This is a genomic window from Nocardiopsis flavescens (assembly GCF_900141985.1).
GTDB classification, from domain to species: Bacteria; Actinomycetota; Actinomycetes; order Streptosporangiales; family Streptosporangiaceae; genus Nocardiopsis; species Nocardiopsis flavescens.
Map to the genome: position 1 here is coordinate 461,398 of NZ_FQZK01000002.1, position 17,518 is coordinate 478,915.

17 protein-coding genes and 1 riboswitch are annotated in these 17,518 nt (G+C 76.2%); of the genes, 13 read left to right on the plus strand and 4 right to left on the minus strand.

What is annotated here, in order from left to right:
* Window positions 1-12: 12 nt before the first annotated feature.
* The 10 genes from fmt to BUE45_RS06385 all read left to right on the plus strand — a co-directional run bounded on the left by fmt (window position 13) and on the right by BUE45_RS06385 (window position 9,930).
* The gene (gene fmt / locus BUE45_RS06340) at window positions 13-948 is read left to right on the plus strand and encodes a methionyl-tRNA formyltransferase (protein ID WP_073376262.1); all 936 of its coding nucleotides are present in this window, start codon (window positions 13-15) and stop codon (window positions 946-948) included.
* Window positions 949-1,022: 74 nt separating this feature from the next.
* Window positions 1,023-2,492 (plus strand): RsmB/NOP family class I SAM-dependent RNA methyltransferase, encoded by a 1,470-nt coding sequence (locus BUE45_RS06345; protein ID WP_073376265.1) that lies wholly within the window; start codon window positions 1,023-1,025, stop codon window positions 2,490-2,492.
* Between the two features lie 169 nt (window positions 2,493-2,661).
* Complete coding sequence (gene rpe, locus BUE45_RS06350) at window positions 2,662-3,330, plus strand: ribulose-phosphate 3-epimerase (RefSeq protein WP_073376491.1); 669 nt, start codon at window positions 2,662-2,664, stop codon at window positions 3,328-3,330.
* Between the two features lie 166 nt (window positions 3,331-3,496).
* Window positions 3,497-4,543: a phosphatase PAP2 family protein gene (locus BUE45_RS06355; RefSeq protein WP_245832842.1), complete on the plus strand. Its 1,047-nt coding sequence runs from the start codon at window positions 3,497-3,499 to the stop codon at window positions 4,541-4,543.
* 73 nt (window positions 4,544-4,616) lie between these two features.
* Window positions 4,617-4,747, plus strand: a riboswitch (FMN riboswitch).
* Window positions 4,748-4,860: 113 nt separating this feature from the next.
* Entirely contained in the window at window positions 4,861-5,487 is a 627-nt protein-coding gene (locus tag BUE45_RS06360) for a riboflavin synthase (RefSeq protein WP_073376267.1), read from the plus strand.
* Between the two features lie 78 nt (window positions 5,488-5,565).
* Entirely contained in the window at window positions 5,566-6,855 is a 1,290-nt protein-coding gene (locus BUE45_RS06365; RefSeq protein WP_073376269.1) for a bifunctional 3,4-dihydroxy-2-butanone-4-phosphate synthase/GTP cyclohydrolase II, read from the plus strand.
* Window positions 6,856-6,891: 36 nt separating this feature from the next.
* Complete coding sequence (gene ribH / locus BUE45_RS06370) at window positions 6,892-7,365, plus strand: 6,7-dimethyl-8-ribityllumazine synthase (protein WP_073376271.1); 474 nt, start codon at window positions 6,892-6,894, stop codon at window positions 7,363-7,365.
* A gap of 61 nt (window positions 7,366-7,426) precedes the next feature.
* The gene (locus tag BUE45_RS06375) at window positions 7,427-7,888 is read left to right on the plus strand and encodes a PH domain-containing protein (RefSeq protein WP_073376273.1); all 462 of its coding nucleotides are present in this window, start codon (window positions 7,427-7,429) and stop codon (window positions 7,886-7,888) included.
* A gap of 156 nt (window positions 7,889-8,044) precedes the next feature.
* Window positions 8,045-9,205 carry an XdhC family protein gene (locus BUE45_RS06380; RefSeq protein ID WP_073376275.1) on the plus strand — a complete coding sequence of 387 codons (1,161 nt, stop codon included), beginning with the start codon at window positions 8,045-8,047 and terminating at the stop codon, window positions 9,203-9,205.
* Between the two features lie 155 nt (window positions 9,206-9,360).
* Complete coding sequence (locus BUE45_RS06385; RefSeq protein ID WP_073376277.1) at window positions 9,361-9,930, plus strand: nucleotidyltransferase family protein; 570 nt, start codon at window positions 9,361-9,363, stop codon at window positions 9,928-9,930.
* A gap of 48 nt (window positions 9,931-9,978) precedes the next feature.
* Here BUE45_RS06385 and BUE45_RS06390 read toward each other — a convergent pair whose 3' ends face one another.
* The 4 genes from BUE45_RS06390 to BUE45_RS06405 all read right to left on the minus strand — a co-directional run bounded on the left by BUE45_RS06390 (window position 9,979) and on the right by BUE45_RS06405 (window position 15,021).
* On the minus strand, window positions 9,979-10,899 hold the full coding sequence (locus BUE45_RS06390) for an aldose 1-epimerase family protein (protein ID WP_073376280.1): 921 nt from the start codon (window positions 10,897-10,899) through the stop codon (window positions 9,979-9,981).
* 121 nt (window positions 10,900-11,020) lie between these two features.
* Window positions 11,021-13,702 (minus strand): protein kinase domain-containing protein, encoded by a 2,682-nt coding sequence (locus BUE45_RS06395; RefSeq protein ID WP_073376282.1) that lies wholly within the window; start codon window positions 13,700-13,702, stop codon window positions 11,021-11,023.
* A gap of 206 nt (window positions 13,703-13,908) precedes the next feature.
* The gene (locus BUE45_RS06400) at window positions 13,909-14,163 is read right to left on the minus strand and encodes a DUF2470 domain-containing protein (protein WP_073376495.1); all 255 of its coding nucleotides are present in this window, start codon (window positions 14,161-14,163) and stop codon (window positions 13,909-13,911) included.
* Between the two features lie 315 nt (window positions 14,164-14,478).
* A complete protein-coding gene (locus tag BUE45_RS06405; protein ID WP_073376284.1) occupies window positions 14,479-15,021 on the minus strand; it encodes a YceI family protein in 543 nt (180 codons plus the stop codon).
* Between the two features lie 150 nt (window positions 15,022-15,171).
* Here BUE45_RS06405 and BUE45_RS06410 point away from each other — a divergent pair, with 150 nt between their 5' ends.
* The 3 genes from BUE45_RS06410 (at window position 15,172) to BUE45_RS06420 (ending at window position 17,491) form a co-directional block, all read left to right on the plus strand.
* Window positions 15,172-15,681, plus strand: coding sequence for a MarR family winged helix-turn-helix transcriptional regulator (locus BUE45_RS06410; protein ID WP_073376285.1), 510 nt, complete (start codon window positions 15,172-15,174; stop codon window positions 15,679-15,681).
* A gap of 48 nt (window positions 15,682-15,729) precedes the next feature.
* Window positions 15,730-16,437 (plus strand): SseB family protein, encoded by a 708-nt coding sequence (locus tag BUE45_RS06415; protein WP_073376286.1) that lies wholly within the window; start codon window positions 15,730-15,732, stop codon window positions 16,435-16,437.
* A gap of 118 nt (window positions 16,438-16,555) precedes the next feature.
* Window positions 16,556-17,491, plus strand: coding sequence for a prepilin peptidase (locus BUE45_RS06420; RefSeq protein ID WP_073376287.1), 936 nt, complete (start codon window positions 16,556-16,558; stop codon window positions 17,489-17,491).
* The last annotated feature ends 27 nt before the right edge of the window (window positions 17,492-17,518 follow it).

Below are 17,518 nucleotides of genomic sequence, written 5' to 3' on the forward strand. Positions count from 1 at the left end.
CAGGGGGCCCGCATGAAACTCGTCTTCGCCGGAACACCGCAGGTGGCGGTTCCCTCCCTCCAGGCGCTGATCGACTCCGGACACGAGGTCGCCGCGGTCGTCACCCGACCCGACGCCCGCTCCGGACGCGGGCGCAAGGTGGCGGCGAGCCCGGTCGCCGAACTCGCGGAGCAGCGGGGCATCGAGGTCCTCAAGCCCGCCAGGGCCGGCGACCCCGACTTCCTGGCCCGCCTGGCCGAGATCGCCCCCGACTGCTGCCCGGTGGTCGCCTACGGCGCCCTGTTGCCCCAGTCCGCGCTGGACATCCCCCGCCACGGCTGGGTCAACCTGCACTTCTCCCTGCTGCCCGCCTGGCGCGGCGCGGCCCCCGTCCAGCACGCCGTCCTGCACGGCGACGACGTCACCGGGGCCTCCACCTTCCGGATCGTCAAGGAACTGGACGCCGGACCCGTCTTCGGCACCCTGGCCGAGACCGTTCGGCCCGACGACACCAGCGGTGCGCTCCTGGACCGCCTGGCCGTCTCGGGCGCGGGGCTGCTGGTCCGCACGGTCGACGGCATCGCCTCGGGCGAGCTGTCCCCCGTCCCCCAGCCCGACGCCGACGTCTCCTACGCCTCCAAGCTGGAGCCGGCCGACGCCGAGGTCGACTTCACCGCCCCGGCCCGGCGCGTGGACCGGCTGGTGCGCGCCTGCACGCCCGCCCCCGGAGCCTGGACGACCTTCCGCGGCGCCCGGCTCAAGCTGGGCCCGGTCGCCCCCGTCACCGGCGCCGACACCCCGGCCCTGGACCCGGGCCGCGTGCACGCCGACAAGAAGCGGGTCCTCGTGGGCACCGCCACCCACCCGGTGGAGCTGGGCGAGGTGCAGCCCCAGGGCAAGCGCGCCATGGACGCCGTCGACTGGGCCCGCGGCGTCCGCCCCACCGGAGACGACCGGCTGGGTGACTGAGCTGCCGTAGGCTCGACCGGGTGGGGCCCGGCCCCACCCAGGTCACGTCCTTCCGGTCCCAGGAGCAGTCCACGTTGAGCGAGCAGTCCCGATCCCCGTACCGCCGTCAGCGCCGGGGGCCCGGCCCCGCCCGGGGCGGCGGGGGCGGCGCGGGCGCCGCCGCCGAGCGCGGAGCGCCCCGCGACCCGGCCCGCCGGGTCGCCTACGACGTCCTGCGCGCGGTCGACCAGCGGGACGCCTACGCCAACCTGCTGCTGCCCTCCCTGCTCAACGAGCGCGGCATCTCCGGCCGCGACGCGGCCCTGGCCACCGAGCTCACCTACGGCACGCTGCGCCTCCAGGGCACCTACGACGCCGTCATGGAGACCTGCGTGGACCGCACGCTGGCCTCCGTGGACGCCGAGGTGCTGCCGCTGCTGCGCCTGGGCGCCCACCAGCTGCTGTCCACCAAGATCCCGCCGCACGCCGCCGTCAGCGCCACGGTCGACCTGGCCCGCCGGGTGGTGGGCCAGCACCGGGCCCGGTTCGCCAACGCGATCCTGCGCAAGGTGTCCGCCCGCGACCTGGACGCCTGGATCGGGGTCGTCGCCCCGGACCGCGCCGTCGACCCCAGCGGGTACCTGTCGGTGGTGCACAGCCACCCCCGCTGGATCGTCAAGGAGCTGGCCCGCGCCCTGGGCGAGCGGTCCAGAACCGGCCTGGTCGAGACCGAGCGGCTGCTCGCCGCCCACAACGAGCGCCCCAAGGTGACCCTGGTGGCCAAGCCGGGCCGCGCCACCGTCGAGGACCTGGTGGCCGCCGGGGCCGAGCCCACCCCGTACTCGCCCTTCGGCGCGCGGCTGCCCGAGGGGGACCCGGCGGCGATCCGCGAGGTCCGCCAGGGCCGCGCCGCGGTCCAGGACGAGGCCAGCCAGCTCGTGGCGCTCGCCCTGACCCGGGTCGAGGTCCCGGGCGGCGACGGGCTGTGGCTGGACATGTGCGCGGGCCCCGGCGGCAAGGCGGGGCTGCTCGCCTCGCTGGCCGGCCGGGGCGACGCGCGCCTGGTCGCGTCGGAGGTCCAGCCCGCCCGCGCGGGCCTGGTCGCCGGCGCGGTGCGCCGCGCCCCGCGCGACGCGGGCCGGGCGGTCGCCGCCGACGGCACCCGGCCGGCCTGGCGCCCCGGGACCTTCGACCGCGTCCTGGTGGACGTGCCCTGCACCGGCCTGGGCGCGCTGCGCCGCCGCCCCGAGGCCCGCTGGCGGCGCACCGAGGGCTCCGCCGCCGAACTCGCCCCGCTCCAGCGCGACCTGCTGCGCAACGCCGTGGAGTCGGTGCGCCCGGGCGGCGTGGTCGCGTACGTGACGTGCTCGCCCCACCTGGACGAGACCGACGCCGTCGTGCGGGGGGTGCTGGCCGACCGCGGGGACCTCACCCTGCTGCGCGCCGCGGACCTGCTGGACGAGGTGCCCGGCCTGGCCGCGGGCGAGGAGGGCCGCTACGTCCAGTTCTGGCCGCACCGGCACGGGACCGACGCCATGTTCCTCGCCCTGCTGCGCCGCGGCTGAGCGGACCGGCCGCCCGCGGCGTCCCGGCGGCGCGGGCGGATCCGGCTAAAGCGGACATAATGTGATCTACATCGTCAAGTTGGAGCTTTCCAGCGGAACGCCCGACCGGACCGCCCGCCGGGGCGACCGCGCGCCCCGGCCCGCGGCCCCGCTGGCTACACTGCCAGGCGTGGCAATCCAGATCTCACCCAGCATCCTCAGCGCCGACTTCGCGCGCCTGGCCGACGAGGCCGCCGCCGTCCCCAACGCCGACTGGCTGCACGTCGACGTGATGGACGGGCACTTCGTCCCCAACCTCACGCTCGGCCTGCCCGTCGTGGAGTCCCTGGCCAGGGCGACCGACACGCCCCTGGACTGCCACCTCATGATCGAGGACCCCGACCGGTGGGCCCCCGCCTACGCCGAGGCCGGGGCGGGCAGCGTCACCGTCCACGCCAAGGCCGCGCGCGCCCCCGTGCGCACCCTGCGCGAGATCCGCCGGCTGGGCGCCCGCGCCGGGCTCGCCCTCAACCCCGCCGAGCCCGTCGAGCCCTACGCCGACCTCGTCGGCGAGATGGACATGCTCCTGCTCATGACCGTCGAGCCCGGCTTCGGCGGCCAGAGGTTCCTCGACCTGGTCCTGCCCAAGATCCGCCGCGCCCGCGAGATCCTCGACGGCCGCGAGGCCTCCGTGTGGCTCCAGGTCGACGGCGGCGTCGGCGACGACACGATCGAGCGCGCCGCCGAGGCCGGCGCCGACGTCTTCGTCGCGGGGTCCGCCGTCTACGGCGCCCAGGACCCCTCCAAGGCCGTCGACTCCCTGCGGGCCCGGGCCGCCGCGGCCGCCGGGCTCGGCTGAGGGGCCGGCGCACCGCGCGGCCCCGGTGGCGACCCGCCGCCCCGCCCCCTAGGCTGGCGCCCCGGAGTCGTCGAACCAGCTCGGCCGCGGCTCCGCCCTCCCCCCGCGCCGGCGCGGACCGGCGGGCGGCGCGGCACGGGCACGCGGCCGAGCGCGGACACGTGGGGTGCGCGCTGTGATCATGGACGTGCTGTGGGACGCGGAGACCGCGCCCATCCGAGGCCTCCAGGGACTGGCGGACTGGCCCGTCGCGCCCCTGGCCGCCGTGAGCGGGCTCGGCTCCCAGGCGGTCGTCGTCCCCCTGCTGGCGCTGGTCTTCTGGTGCGTCAGCCCCGGGCTGGGCGGGCGGCTGCTGGTCCTGGCCGTCTCCTCGTCGGTCCTCAACCACCTGCTCAAGCTCCTCGTCCACGGGGCGCGCCCCTCCTGGTACAGCGCGCAGATCGCCCAGCACGCGAACGAGTCGAGCTTCGGCATGCCCTCGGGACACGCCCAGGGCGCCACCGTGGTCCTGGGCTACGCGGGCATCCGGTCCGGCCGCCGCGGCGCGCTGTGGGCCGCGCTCGCCCTGGCCGCCCTCATCTGTTTCTCCCGCGTCTACCTGGGGGCGCACTTCATCAGCGACGTCGTGGCCGGCATCGCGCTGGGCGCCCTGGTCCTGTGGGCGTTCCTGCGCTGGGAGGACCGGGTCCTGGCCTGGTGGCGCGGCCTGCCGACGGCGCGCTGGGCCTCCTACGCGGTCGCCGCGGCGCTGGTGCCCTGCGCCCTGGCCGCCCTGTGGCGCTACCCGGTCCGGGGCGACTGGACCGTCCCCGCCGCGTGGATCGGCGCCGTCCCGCCCGACCCGGCCGGCCACACCTTCTCCGGGGTCTACTCCACGTCGGGCGCGCTGCTCGCCGTCCTCGTCGGGCTCACGCTGCTGGACCGCCGCGGCTGGTACTCGGCCCGGGGCCGGGCCGGCGCGCGCGTCGCACGGTTCGTCCTGGGACTGGCCGTGGTCCTGTGCATCGAGGTGCCCTTCCGGCTGCTGTCCGGCCCGCTGACCGGGGCGGCCGACGCCGTCGCCTCCTTCGCCGCCTCCGGCGCGGTCCTGTTCTGGATCACCTTCGGCGCACCCGAGCTCTTCCTGCGGACCGGGCTGGCCGAGCGGGCCCGGACCGGTGCGGACCAGGGGGAACACGCGCCCGGGCGGCCCGGCGGCGCGTCCGGTCCATGATCCCGCTCACACGGACTATGCGTCCCGGCTACCGCGGAGTTAAGATCGGTGGCGTCTCAGACATCAGTTGAGAATGCGTGCTCCGGGGTCGGTGAAAGTCCGAACCGGCGGTGACAGTCCGCGACCCGGCCGAGTCCATCGGCCGGTTGAACCGGTGGAATTCCGGTACCGACGGTGAAAGTCCGGATGGGAGGCAGCACGCGTCGGGACGGTCTGCGCGCCGTGGTGCCCCCGTGCACGCGGCCCTTCGCCGACCCGCCGCGGACGCACGTTCCGCACACGCCCCGGAGCCCCATCAGGCGAAGGAAGGCAAGGGCGTGTTCACAGGAATCGTGGAAGAGCTCGGCGAGGTCGTTTCCCTCACCCCCGCGGGGTCCTCCGGCGAGGCCGTACTGCTCACCGTGCGCGGCCCCCTGGTCTCCTCCGACGCCGGCCACGGCGACTCCATCTCCGTCAACGGCGTGTGCCTGACCGTCGTCGACCGCGGCGAGGGCGCCTTCACCGCCGACGTCATGAAGGAGTCCCTGGACCGCTCCTCCCTCGGCTCCCTGGTCCCCGGCTCCCCGGTCAACCTCGAACGCGCCGCCCGCGTCGACTCCCGCCTGGGCGGGCACATCGTGCAGGGCCACGTGGACGGCACCGCCCGCCTCCTCTCCCGGAATCCGGGCGACAACTGGGACGTTCTACGGTTCGAGCTGCCCGGCGCGCTGTCCCGGTACGTGGTCGAGAAGGGGTCGATCACCGTCGACGGCACCAGCCTGACCGTGTCGGCGGTCAGCGACCCGGGGGCCGCCGAGGAGTTCTTCGAGGTGAGCCTCATCCCCGAGACCCTGCGCGCCACCACCCTGGGCGCCCTGGCCGCGGGCGCCGCCGTCAACCTGGAGGTCGACGTGGTCGCCAAGTACGTCGAGCGCATCACCGCCGTGGCCGCCGCCCGGGGCTGAGCCCGCACGCGACCTTCCCGGAGCGGACCCCCGCGGGCCGCCGCCGGTCCACCTCACCCACCGACACCTGGAGCGGGAATGACCGTCACCGACACCACCCCGGCCCCGGCCGCCGCCGAGCCGCCCGCGGTCCTGGACCCCATCGAGGACGCCATCGCCGATTTCGCCGCCGGACGCGCCATCGTGGTGGTGGACGACGAGGACCGCGAGAACGAGGGCGACATCATCTTCGCGGCCGAACTCGCCACCCCCGAGCTGCTGGCCTTCATGATCCGCCACACCTCCGGCGTGGTCTGCGTGCCCATGGAGGGGCCGGACCTGGACCGGCTCGACCTGCCGCTGATGACCGCCCGCAACGAGGAGAGCCTGCGCACCGCCTACACCGTCACGGTGGACGCCCGCGAGGGCGTCAGCACGGGCATCTCCGCCGCCGACCGGGCCCGCACCATCCGCCTGCTGGCCTCCGGCGCGAGCCGCCCCGCCGACTTCGTGCGCCCCGGGCACGTGCTGCCGCTGCGGGCCCGCCCGGGCGGCGTGCTGGCCCGGCGCGGCCACACCGAGGCGTCGGTGGACTTCGCCCGGCTCGCCGGTCTGCGCCCCGCCGGGGTGCTGGCCGAGGTGGTCCAGGACGACGGCGCCATGGCCCGGCTGCCGCGGCTGCGCGAGTTCGCCGACGAGCACGGCCTCACGCTGGTGTCGGTGGAGCAGCTGGCCGCCTACCGGCTGGCGCGCGGCGAGACCCTCGCCGAGGAGGACGCCCACCCGCCGCTGGTCACCCGCACGGTCGAGACGCGCATGCCCAACCGGTACGGGCAGTGGCGCGCCGTGGGCTTCAAGGGCACCGCCGACGGGGCCGAGCACGTCGCCCTGGTCATGGGCGACCTGGGCGAGGGCGCGGACGTGCTGGTCCGGCTGCACTCGGAGTGCCTGACCGGAGACGCGTTCGGCTCGCACCGCTGCGACTGCGGCCCGCAGCTGGACGCGGCCATGGCCGACATCGCCCGCGAGGGCCGCGGCGTCCTGGTCTACCTGGGCGGCCACGAGGGCCGCGGCATCGGGCTGCTGCACAAGCTGCGCGCCTACGCGCTCCAGGACGAGGGCGCGGACACCGTCGAGGCCAACCTGCGGCTGGGGCTGCCCGCGGACGCCCGCGAGTTCGGCGCCGGGGCGCAGATCCTCACGGACCTGGGTGTCTCCTCGGTGCGGCTGCTGTCCAACAACCCGGACAAGGCCCTGGGCCTGGAGCACCACGGCGTCCGGGTCCTGGAGCGGGTGCCCACGCCCGCGTTCCTCACCGACGACAACGCCGACTACCTGCGGACCAAGCGCGACCGGATGGGCCACGACCTGTCCGGCGTCACCGGCTGATCCACGACCACGAGACGACGGGGAGGAACAAGAGCGATGAGTGGAGAAGGACGCCCGCGCAGCGGGGCGGTCGACGCCTCGGGGATGTCGGTGGGCATCGTGGTGACCCGGTGGAACGCGGAGGTCGTCGAGCCGATGCTGGCCAACGCGCTGGCCGTGGTCGAGGAGTCGGGCGCCGCCGAGCCGGTGGTGGTCCGGGTGGCCGGGGCGGTGGAGATCCCCGTGGTGGCCCAGGAGCTGGCCCGCCGCCACGACGCGGTGATCGCGCTGGGCGCGGTCATCCGGGGCGGCACCCCGCACTTCGAGTACGTGTGCCAGTCGGTGACCCAGGGGCTCACCGACGTGGCGCTGCGCCAGTCCACCCCCGTGGGCAACGGCGTGCTGACCTGTGACACCCTGGAACAGGCGCGGGACCGCGCCGGGCTGCCCGGCAGCGTGGAGGACAAGGGCGCCGAGGCGGCCCTGGCCGCGCTGGAGGCGGCCGCGGTCCTGCGGGGACTGCGGAGCTGACCGGGGCCGCGGGTCGGCCGCCGGGGGAGTGGGAGTACGGGTGCAGGCGAGGGAACGGGCCGTGGACGAGGCGTCGCGGCGGCCGGAGGCACCGCGGGTCTGGCGACCGCGGGCGGTGCGGATGGTCGCGTACGGGCTGGGGCTGCTGATCGTGGCCACGATGGTGGTCCTGGCGGCGCTGCTGCCGGGCGACTGGCGGTTCATGGACCGGGTCCTGCTGGTGGGCCTGGGCGCGGCGATCGCCGCGGTCCTGCACCTGCTGGCCCGGCCCCGGCTGGTGGCGGGGCCGGATGGCGTGACGGTGGTCAACGGCATCCGCACCCACGTGCTGTCGTGGGCGGAGATCGTGGACGTGCGGATGCCCGAGGGCGAGCCGTGGCCGTCGGTGGACCTGTCCGACGGGACGACCCTGGCCGTGATGGGCATCCAGAGCGCCGACGGCGACCGGGCTCGGGCCGCGCTGGAGGAGTTCCGCGAGCTGGTGCGCCGCCACGGCGAGGCGCCGGAGCCGGACCGGGGCTGACCCCGCGGGCCCCGGACCCCGCGCGGGCCTTGTGCGAACGTCTAACGGGAGCCTCCGTTTCTTGAGGGAACGGAGGCTCCCGCCGTGCCCGGCGGAGCGCATAGTTTGGTGGTGTGGGCCACAGGGTGTGGGAGCCGACCGGGAACGGGGTGCCGCGTGCGCGATATCCGAGAAGCCGTTGCGGGGCTGTACGCCTCGGGGGAGAGGTTCGCCGTCGCGACGGTGATCGACACCTTCAAGAGCGCTCCGCGCCCCGCGGGGGCGGCGATGGCGGTGAGCGCCTCGGGCGAGGTCTTCGGGAGCCTGTCGGGCGGCTGCGTCGAGGGCGCGGTCTACGAGGAGGCGCTGGAGGCGATCCGCACCGGCGTGCCGGTGCGCCGGACCTACGGGGTGGCCGATGAGGACGCCTTCAGCGTGGGCCTGACGTGCGGGGGGACCCTGCACGTGTTCGTGGAGCCGGTGGACCGCGACCGGTACCCGTCGCTGGGCCCGGTGCTGGGCGCGATCGAGGAGCACCGGCCGGTGGCGGTGGCCACGGTGGTGTCGGACCCCCGCGGCGGGGGCCGGACCGGGATGCGCCGGACCGTGTGGCCCGGGCACGCCGAGGGCGACGTGGGGGGCGACCGGCTCACCGACGCCCTGGACGACGACGTGCGCGGCATGCTGGCGCAGGGCAGCACGGGCCTGCTGCGCTACGGCGCCGACGGGCAGCGCCGCGGCGACGAGCTGGAGGTGTTCGTGCAGGCGTTCGCGCCGCCGCCGCGGATGCTGGTGTTCGGCGCGATCGACTTCGCGGCGGCCGTCGCCCGGACGGGCGCGTTCCTGGGCTACCGGGTGACGGTGTGCGACGCCCGCCCGGTGTTCGCCACCGCCAAGCGGTTCCCCGCCGCCGAGGAGGTGGTGGTCAAGTGGCCGCACGTGTACCTGGACGAGGTGGCCGACCTCATCGACGAGCGCACGGCGGTCTGCGTGCTCACCCACGACCCCAAGTTCGACGTCCCGGTGCTGGCGGCGGCGCTGCGCACCCGGGCCGGGTACATCGGGGCGATGGGGTCGCGGCGCACCCACGACGACCGGATGGCCCGGCTGCGCGAGGCGGGTGTGTCCGAGGAGGACCTGGCGCGGCTGCACTCGCCGATCGGCCTGGACCTGGGGGCGCGGACCCCGGAGGAGACGGCGGTCTCGATCGCCGCGGAGCTGGTGCGCGACCGGTGGGGCGGCAGCGGCCGGGCGCTGAGCGAGACCACCGGGCGGATCCACCGGGACGCTCCCGTGGAACCCTTTGTTCCGGCCGGATTCGGTCACGCCGACAGGTGAACCGAAACCCGGGTGCGAGGGAAACCGCAGGTCGGGTCGGGGCACCGGGTACCGTCCGGAAAACTTCCGGGACGGGGTTCCGCGGCCGCCCGGTGCGCGGACCGCGCGCGTGGCATCATCGGCCCATGGGAAGCCGTGACGGGGAACGCGGCCGGGTGGCGGGCATGCTGCTCGCGGCCGGGTCGGGGAGCAGGCTGGGACGGCCCAAGGCCCTGGTCGAGATCGGCGGCGAACGCCTGGTCGACCGCGGGGTGCGCACCCTGCGCGCCGGGGGCTGCGCCCCCGTCGTCGTGGTGCTGGGCGCCGCGGACACGGCGGTGCCCGACGCCTGGACCGTGCTCAACCCGGACTGGGCCTCGGGGATGGGCTCCTCGGTGCGGGCCGGGATCGACGCCCTGCCCGACGGCGTCGACGCGGTGCTGATCTCCCTGGCCGACCAGCCGCTGGTCACCCCCGAGGCGGTGGCGCGCCTGGTGGCCGCGCACGCCGAGGGCGCCCGCGCGGCGGTGGCCACCTACCGCGGCAACCAGCGCAACCCCGTGCTCATCGGCCGCGAGCACTGGTCGACGGTGCACGCCATGGCGGTGGACGACGTGGGGGCGCGCCCGTTCCTGCGCGCCTACTCCCACGTGGTCACCCCGGTGGCCTGCGACGGTGTCGCCAGCCCCGAGGACATCGACACCGAGGAGGACCTGCTGCGCCTGAGCGGCCTCATCGGCGGCTGAGGGCCGCCCCGGCGCCGCCGCACGGGACGGCGCGGGGCACCCCGCGGGTCAGGCGGGGGCGGGGGCGGCGGTGATGCCGAAGACGTGCCGGGTGGTCGCGCCGGGCTCCAGCACGATGAGGCCCTCGCCGTTGTTGAACGCGTCGGCCGGGCAGGTCATCGGCTCCACGGCCAGGTAGGCGCGGTGGTCGTCGCCGGTGAGGGTGTCGGAGCTGAACACCTGGAGGTAGGGGAAGCTCTCGTCGCACCACACCGACACCCGGTGGCGGGGCCCGTCCACGTGGGTCCAGGCCCGGCCCCGCGCGTCGCGCGGGCCGATGGTGAAGGCGGTGTCCAGGACGGTGTCGCCGAGCGCGCGGCCCGGCGGGCGCAGGTCCAGGTCGGTGCCCTCCACGGGGACGGTGCCGCCCACCGGCAGCAGCCGCTCGTCGACGGGCAGGCGCCGCGCCACCGGCGCGCTCACCGTCAGCGCCCCCCGCGCGGCCAGGTCCCGCACCGGCTCGCCCAGGTCCAGGTAGGGGTGGAAGCCCAGGCCGAACGGTGCCGGCTCCCCGCCGGTGGAGCGGACGGCGGTGGTGACGGTGAGGCCGTCCCCGTCGAGCCGGTAGGACAGGTCCAGCGCCAGGGGGAAGGGGTAGCCCGCCCCGGCGGGCAGGTCCAGGTGCAGCGCCGCCTCGTCCGCGCCGACCCGCACCGGCGTCCAGTGCCGGTCGTGGACCAGGCCGTGGATGGCCGACCGGGTGACGGGGTCGTTGACGCCGACCCGGTACTCCCGCCCCGCGAACCGGTAGCGGCCGTCGCCGATCCGGTTGGGCCAGGGGGCCAGCACCTGCCCCTGGAACGCGGTGGGCGCACCGGTGTAGGGCCACACCAGGTCGGCGCCCCGCCAGGTGAGCGCCTGGAGCGCCGCCCCCTCGGTAGCCACGCGCGCCCCGAAGTCGCCCGAGCGCAGTTCGATGGTCTCTCCCACGTGCCGCCCTTCCCTCGTGCCCGGTCTCCCGCCACGGTCCGGCCGCTTGCCGAACCGGGAGATCCTAGCCGACCGGCCCCGCCCCGCGCAGGGCGGACGGGGCCGCGGCGCCGCGGCGGGCTCAGCCCAGCAGGCCGTCCAGCGGGATGAGCACCCCCGAGCCCAGGGCGAGCAGGCCGGTGGACAGCAGCACCGCCACCATGAGCACCGAGCCGACCGCGGCCATGCGGAACGCGGCCAGGCGGCGGCGGGCCCGGGAGGAGTCCTTCTTGCTCGCGGCGGTGCGCCCCATCGCGATGAGCGCGACCGACAGCAGCACCGGCAGCCACCAGGAGGCGCCGATGTCCCCGGGCAGCAGCCCGGTGAGGGCGCCGGTGACGTCGGCCAGCGACCCCAGCAGCGGTCCCCGGGAGGCCTCCAGCAGGCCGCTGTAGGAGTCGGCCACGAACGCGCTCTCGGGGTAGAAGCCGTCCTGCGGGCGCAGGGCCCGGCCCAGGCCGTCGACCAGGCCCAGCAGCGCGGCGGGGTAGGCGAAGCGGCGGCACCTGCCCGCGGTCATCGCCTTCTGGATCTGGTTCATGGTCCGCTGGACGCGCCGGGAGGCGCGCTCCTGCTGCTTGCGAGTGGCCTGCGGGTCCTGCTCGGGGGTCCGCTGCGCGCCGCCCCACCGGTCCCAGCGGGGGCGGGCGGGGTCCTGCGGCGCGGTGCCGCCGGCCGCCGGGGTGTCGCCGGTGGCGGCCTCGCCGCGGCGGCGGCGGGCGTCGGCGACCCGGGTGCGGGTCTCGTCCCAGCGGGCCCGGGCCGACCCGGTCAGCGCGGCCCACCGGTCCTGGCGGCGGACCCGGCCGTCGGCGCGCTCGCGGGCGGCGATGGACCCGCCGACGCGGACCGCCTCCGGGAGCAGGAGCACGGCGGCGAGCAGGGCGGCGCGCGGGGCGAGCGGGTCGCCGCCGCCGTCGCGCAGGCCGACGCGGCGCTGCTCGGTCCACCAGGGCGCGTGCGGGGCAGGGCTGCGCTGGGCCGGGTGCCAGGACTGGCGGCGCAGCAGGGCCCGGTGCCGTGAGGCGGCCTCGGGCACCAGGACCAGTTCGACGGCGCGCGCCCAGGTGGTGTCCGTCTCGTGCGCCGCGGGCCGGTCGGGCCGGTCCTGCCCGGGGCCGGTGACGCGGTCCAGGGTCTCGGCGACCCGGCCCATGATCAGGGGCACCTCGTGCTGGACGCGTTCGAGCAGGACGCAGCGGCCCGAGCCGTCGCTGCGGCAGCCCGGGTGGGGGCACCAGTGCTGTGCGGCCAGGCCCACCGCCCCGGACTCCAGGGCCTCGCGGACCACGGCGTGCCTGCTGGCCTCGCCGGTGGCCAGCTCCAGCAGCCCGTCGGCGCTGATCTCGTGGCCGCGGTAGCGCGGCGGCATGCCCGGCACGTAGCGGGCGGCCAGGGCGCTGATGGCGATGTGGGCGCGCTCGGGGTGGCCCTCCAGGCCGGTGAGGTAGGCGCGGTCGAAGGTGTGGTCCTTGACCTCGCGGTCCAGCCAGGTGCGCAGCTCCGACCAGTGGGTGCGCAGCCACAGGGCGCCGGTCTCGGAGCGGTCCAGCAGGTCGAAGGCCAGGCTGGGCGGGTCCTCGTGGGAGGCCCCGGCGAACACCAGGGGGCGCAGCCGCCGGGCGGTGCGCAAGGCGGGCCGCTCCCCGGCGAGCCACTGGGCGACCTCGTCGTACCCCCAGCGGGCGCCGGGGGAGGGGGCGAGCAGGCCGCGCACCAGGAGCCGCCAGTGCTCGTCGGTGACGGCGGAGATGTCCACCTCGGTGTTGCGGGCGGTGAGCCAGTTGCCGCCGCGGTCGGGCCGGCGGCCGGCGACCAGCTCGTGCGCCATCACGCCCAGGGACCACCAGGCGGCCGGGGCCTCGCGGCGGCCCTCGACGACCTCGGGGGCCGCGTAGTCCTCGGTGATGGCCAGGCCGCCGTAGACGCGGCTCATGGTGGCGCGGACGGCGCCGCCGAAGTCGGTGAGCGCCAGGACCGGCGGGTCCAGGGAGCGGACCAGCAGGTTCTCGGGCTTGACGTCGGTGTGGTTGTGCTGGAGGTCGTCCTGCCAGTGGCGCAGGCACTCGGCGACGGCGGAGACGACGGCGCGGGCGCGGGCGTCGTCCAGGGGCGCCTTGTCGATGACGGCGCGCAGGGAGCCGTGCTCGAAGTACTCCTGGGCCTCCCAGGCGAGGTCCTCCTCCCAAGCACTGGTGGCGTGGCCGTAGCCCTGGACGGCCGGGGTGTGCGGGGAGGCGGTGCCGCGGGCGCGCAGCCGGTCCAGGAGCTCGCGGTTGATGTCGTGGCCGGGCCGGTACACCTTCAGGGCCAGGCGGCGGCCGGGGGAGTCGGCGGGCTCGACGAGGTAGACGACGGCCTCGCCGCCCGCCCCGATCCGGTCCAGCACCTGGTAGCGGCGGCGCAGCTCGGCGGGGACGGCGTAGTCCAGGTCGCTGGCCGGGCCGACGACGACCCGGGAGGTGAGGCGGGCCAGCCAGTCCAGGAGGGGGCCCAGCAGGGTGCGCCACCAGGCGGTGCGCCCGTCGCCGCCGGGGGCGGCCGGGGCCGCCGTCGCGGCGGGCCGGTCGACCCGCGTGGGCGGGGCGGCCGCCGCGGGGCCCCGGACCCGGGTGGGCGGGGCCGCGTCGCGGCCGGAGCCCGGCCGCAGGACACGGGTGACCCACCGGGTGGACCCCCGGGCGGGACCCTCCTGCGCGGTGGGAGCGGTGGGTTCGATCCGTTGCGTCGGCGCGTTGTCGTCACCGGTGTGGGGCGTGACCATGGAGGTCGGTGCCGTCCTTCGGTCTCGTGGGTGTCGTGACGTCCGTGGGATCGGCGGACCGCTTCCAGACTAGACTCCCCGCGGCGGCCGGTGTGGACCGTGCGCCCGGTCGACCCCCGTCGACGGATGCGGCGCCTCTCCCCGTCCTTACACCCTGTAGGACTCCGGTCGCGGGCTCCGGGTTCCCGCGGGACGGGTGCGGGGGGTCAGTGGCCGCGCGGGGTGAGGCCCAGGGCGGTGCAGGACTCCCGGTACAGGCGCACGACCTCCCTGCGGATCTGGGCGCGCTCGGTGAGCGGCTCCGACCAGGGGATGCGCACGGAGCGCTCGGTGCCGCCGACGGTGACGGCGTACTCCCCGGCCTCGCCGTCCAGGCCGGTCATGCGGGCGCCGGTGGCGTCGGGGACGCCGCCCAGCCCGCGGCAGATGACCAGGGTGTCCTCGGGGTGGTCGCCGTTCATGTGGGCGGTGACGGCGGTGACGACCTCGGGGGAGAAGGGGCCGGCCAAGGGGTCCTCCAGAAGGGTGCGGGTGCGCGCGGCGGGGCCGGTGCCCCGCCCCCGCCGACGATAGCCGAGCCCGCCCGCGGGTGATGACGGGGTGTCGTCAAAAAGGGCGCCCGCGGAACGCGATGCGTCCCGCGGGCGCCCTGCCGGTCCGCCCCTCCCGCCCCGCCCCCGGGGGGCGGGGGGAGCGGACGCGGCGCCCCTCCCGGCCGGCCGGCGGGCCCGTCGGGAGGGGCGCCGGCCCCCGCGGCCGGGGGCGCGCCGTGCCGGTCAGGCCTGGCGGGTGAACTCGGCGTCGATGGTGATGCTGATCTTGTCGCCGACGACCACGCCGCCGCCGTCCATCGGCATCTCGATGTCGACGCCGAACTCCTTGCGGCTGATCGTGGTGGTGGCGGAGAACCCGGAGCGGTCCAGGCCGTAGGGGTCGACGGTGGAGCCGTTGAACTCCAGCTTCAGGTCGACGGGGTGGGTGTTGCCCTTGATGGTCAGGTCGCCCTTGAGGACGAAGTCCTCGCCGTCGGCGGCCAGGCCGGTCGAGCGGAAGGAGAACTCGGGGTTGTTCTCCACGTGGAAGAAGTCGGCCGAGCGGATGTGGTTGTCGCGGTCGGCGTTGTCGGTGTTGATCGAGGAGGCGTCGATCGTGGCCTCGACGGAGGACTGCGTGGCGTCCTCGGGCACGGTCAGGGTGGCGTCGAACTTGTCGAACCGGCCGCGGACCTTGCTCACCATCATGTGGCGGACGGAGAACCCGACGGTGCTGTGGGACGCGTCGATCTTCCAGGTGCCGGCCTTGAGTTCCTGCGCTGCCATCTGCCTACATCTCCCTGTTGCGGGTCGGGGACCCGGGGACTCGGGCCCATCTATTTGCCAAGGAACAAAGTACCTTAGAAATATCTTCCTTGGAAGAAGCTTAGATGTTCGCCGCCCCGTCCGCAACCGCCGCCGCCTAGGATCGACCCCATGGAGAACCCGGCATGGCTCGGCGCCGACGAACAGCGGGTCTGGCGGGGCTTCCTGCGCGTCAACGCCTGGATCTACGACGAGCTCGAACACGACCTGCGCGAACGCGGCGGCCTCGGCCTCATCGAGTACGGCATCCTCGTGCACCTGTCCGAGGCGCCCGGCCGGCGCATGCGCATGCGCGCCCTCGCCGACAGCGTCATCGTCTCCAAGAGCCGCCTCTCCCACCAGATCGCCCGCCTGGAACGCGGCGGACTCGTCCGCAAGGAGGAGTGCACCGACGACCGGCGCGGACTGTGGGCCGTCCTCACCGACGAGGGCTCCCTCCTGCTCGACCGGGTCGCCCCCGGCCACGCCGCCCGCGTCCGCGCCCTCCTCTTCGACCGCCTGGGGCCCCGGCGCACCGCCGCCCTGGAGGACGTCCTCACCGCCCTGGAGGCGGACGGCGACGCCCCGGCGGCCGGCGGGCGACCGGCCGGTGGCGAACGCGCGGCGGCCGACGCCGACTGAGCACGGCCCGGACCCGCGCGGACCCCTCCCCGGGTAGAGTCGAGGGTCGTGAGCAGACCAACGATCATCGGCGCCCAGGACTTCCGTGACGACGACGGGAGCCCCGACCCCGAGGTCGAGTCCCGCCTGCGCGCCCACGCCGCGGGCGAGACCGGCGACCGGCAGGTGCTGGCGGCCCTGAGCGCCTCCCGCGTCCTCATCCCCGTCGTGGCCGTGGCCACCGAGACCGAACAGGGCGCCGGCGGGCTCACCAAGGACAAGAACAGCGAGGTCGCCGTCCCCGTCATGACCGGCAAGGACGGCCGCCGGGGCGTGCTCGCCTTCACCTCGGTCGACGCCGTCCGCCGCTGGCGCTCCGACGCCCGCCCCGTCCCCTTCTCCACCCGCGACGCCTGCCAGGCCGCCGTGGAGGAGGGCGCCGACGCCCTGGTCGTGGACGTGTCCGGACCCGTGCCCTACACCGTCCAGGGCCGCTTCCTCACCATGCTCGCCGAACGCGGCGCCGTCCCCGAGCCCAAGGACGACCCCCAGGTGCTCGCCCTGGTCTACCGGGTCACCCACACCGAGTTCGGCATCGAGCGCGTGCGCATCCACCCCTCCCAGCGCGCCGACCTCGGCATCCGCCTGGAGATGGAGGAGCGCGACGACGAGTCCCTGCGCCGCGTCGCCGAGCGCCTGACCGCGGAGCTGCGCCACGTCCTGCCCGGCGGGATCGAGCTCAGCGCGGTGGTGCGCGCCCGCCGCGACCGTGACTGAGCCCCCGGCGCCCGCGCCGCGCGCCCCCGGCACCGCCGCCGGCCCCCACACCCCCGGACTTTTCCCCAGGCGCGGCCCGGCCCTGTCGGCGCGGCCCGCGGCCGGGTAGCTTCGCATCATGCCCACCCCCTCGGCACTCGCGCCGCTCGCCGACCCCTGGGCGGTCGCCGTCATCGCGGCCACGGCCCTGGCCGGACTGCTCGCCGGACACCTCGGCGGCCGCCTGGTACCCCTGTTCGGCCCGGCGCGCCCCCGCACCCCGGCCCCCGTCGACGCGGCCGCCGCCAGGGACGATGCCACGCCCGGCGGCACCGGGACCGCAGGCGCGCCGCAGCCCGACACCGCCCCCGGCGAGGAGGGGCCGCCGCCCCCGCGCTGCCCGCACTGCCGGGCCGAGCTCCGCTTCTGGCGCTGGTTCCCCCTGGTGTCCGACCGCGCCTTCCGCGGGCGCGGCAGCTGCCCGCACTGCGAACAGGTCGTGCGCCCCCACCCGGGGGCCCTCCTGCTGGCCGCGCCGGCCGCCGCCCTGGCCGGCGCCGCCGCCGTCCTGCACCCGGACTGGACGCCCCTGTGGCTGCCCGCCGTCCTGTGGCTGGTGGCCGTGGGCGCCCCCCTGTCCGTCATCGACCTGCGCGTGCAGCGCCTGCCCGACGCCCTGGTCCGGCCCGCCTACCCCGTGGCCGCGGCCCTCATCGCCCTCGCCGCCCTGACCCCGCCCGGCGGCCCGGCCCCCGGACGCCTCCTGGACGCCGTCCTGGGCATGGTCCTCGTCACGGTCCTGTACTGGGTGCTGTGGCGCGTCCACCCCCGCGGCATGGGCCTGGGCGACGTGCGCCTGTCCGGCCTGACCGGCCTGTACGCCGGATGGGCGGCCGGGCCGCTGGGCGCCCTGACCGCCGTGTTCTGGGCGTTCGCGGCCTTCTCCGCGGTGGGCCTGGCCCTCATGGCGCTGCGCCGCGCCACCCCCGGCTCCGCCTTCCCCCTGGGACCGTTCATGCTCGCCGGGACCCTGGCCACCGTCCTGGCCGCACGGCCCCTGCTGCCCGAACTCTGAGACCGGATGCCACCCCTCGGACCGATC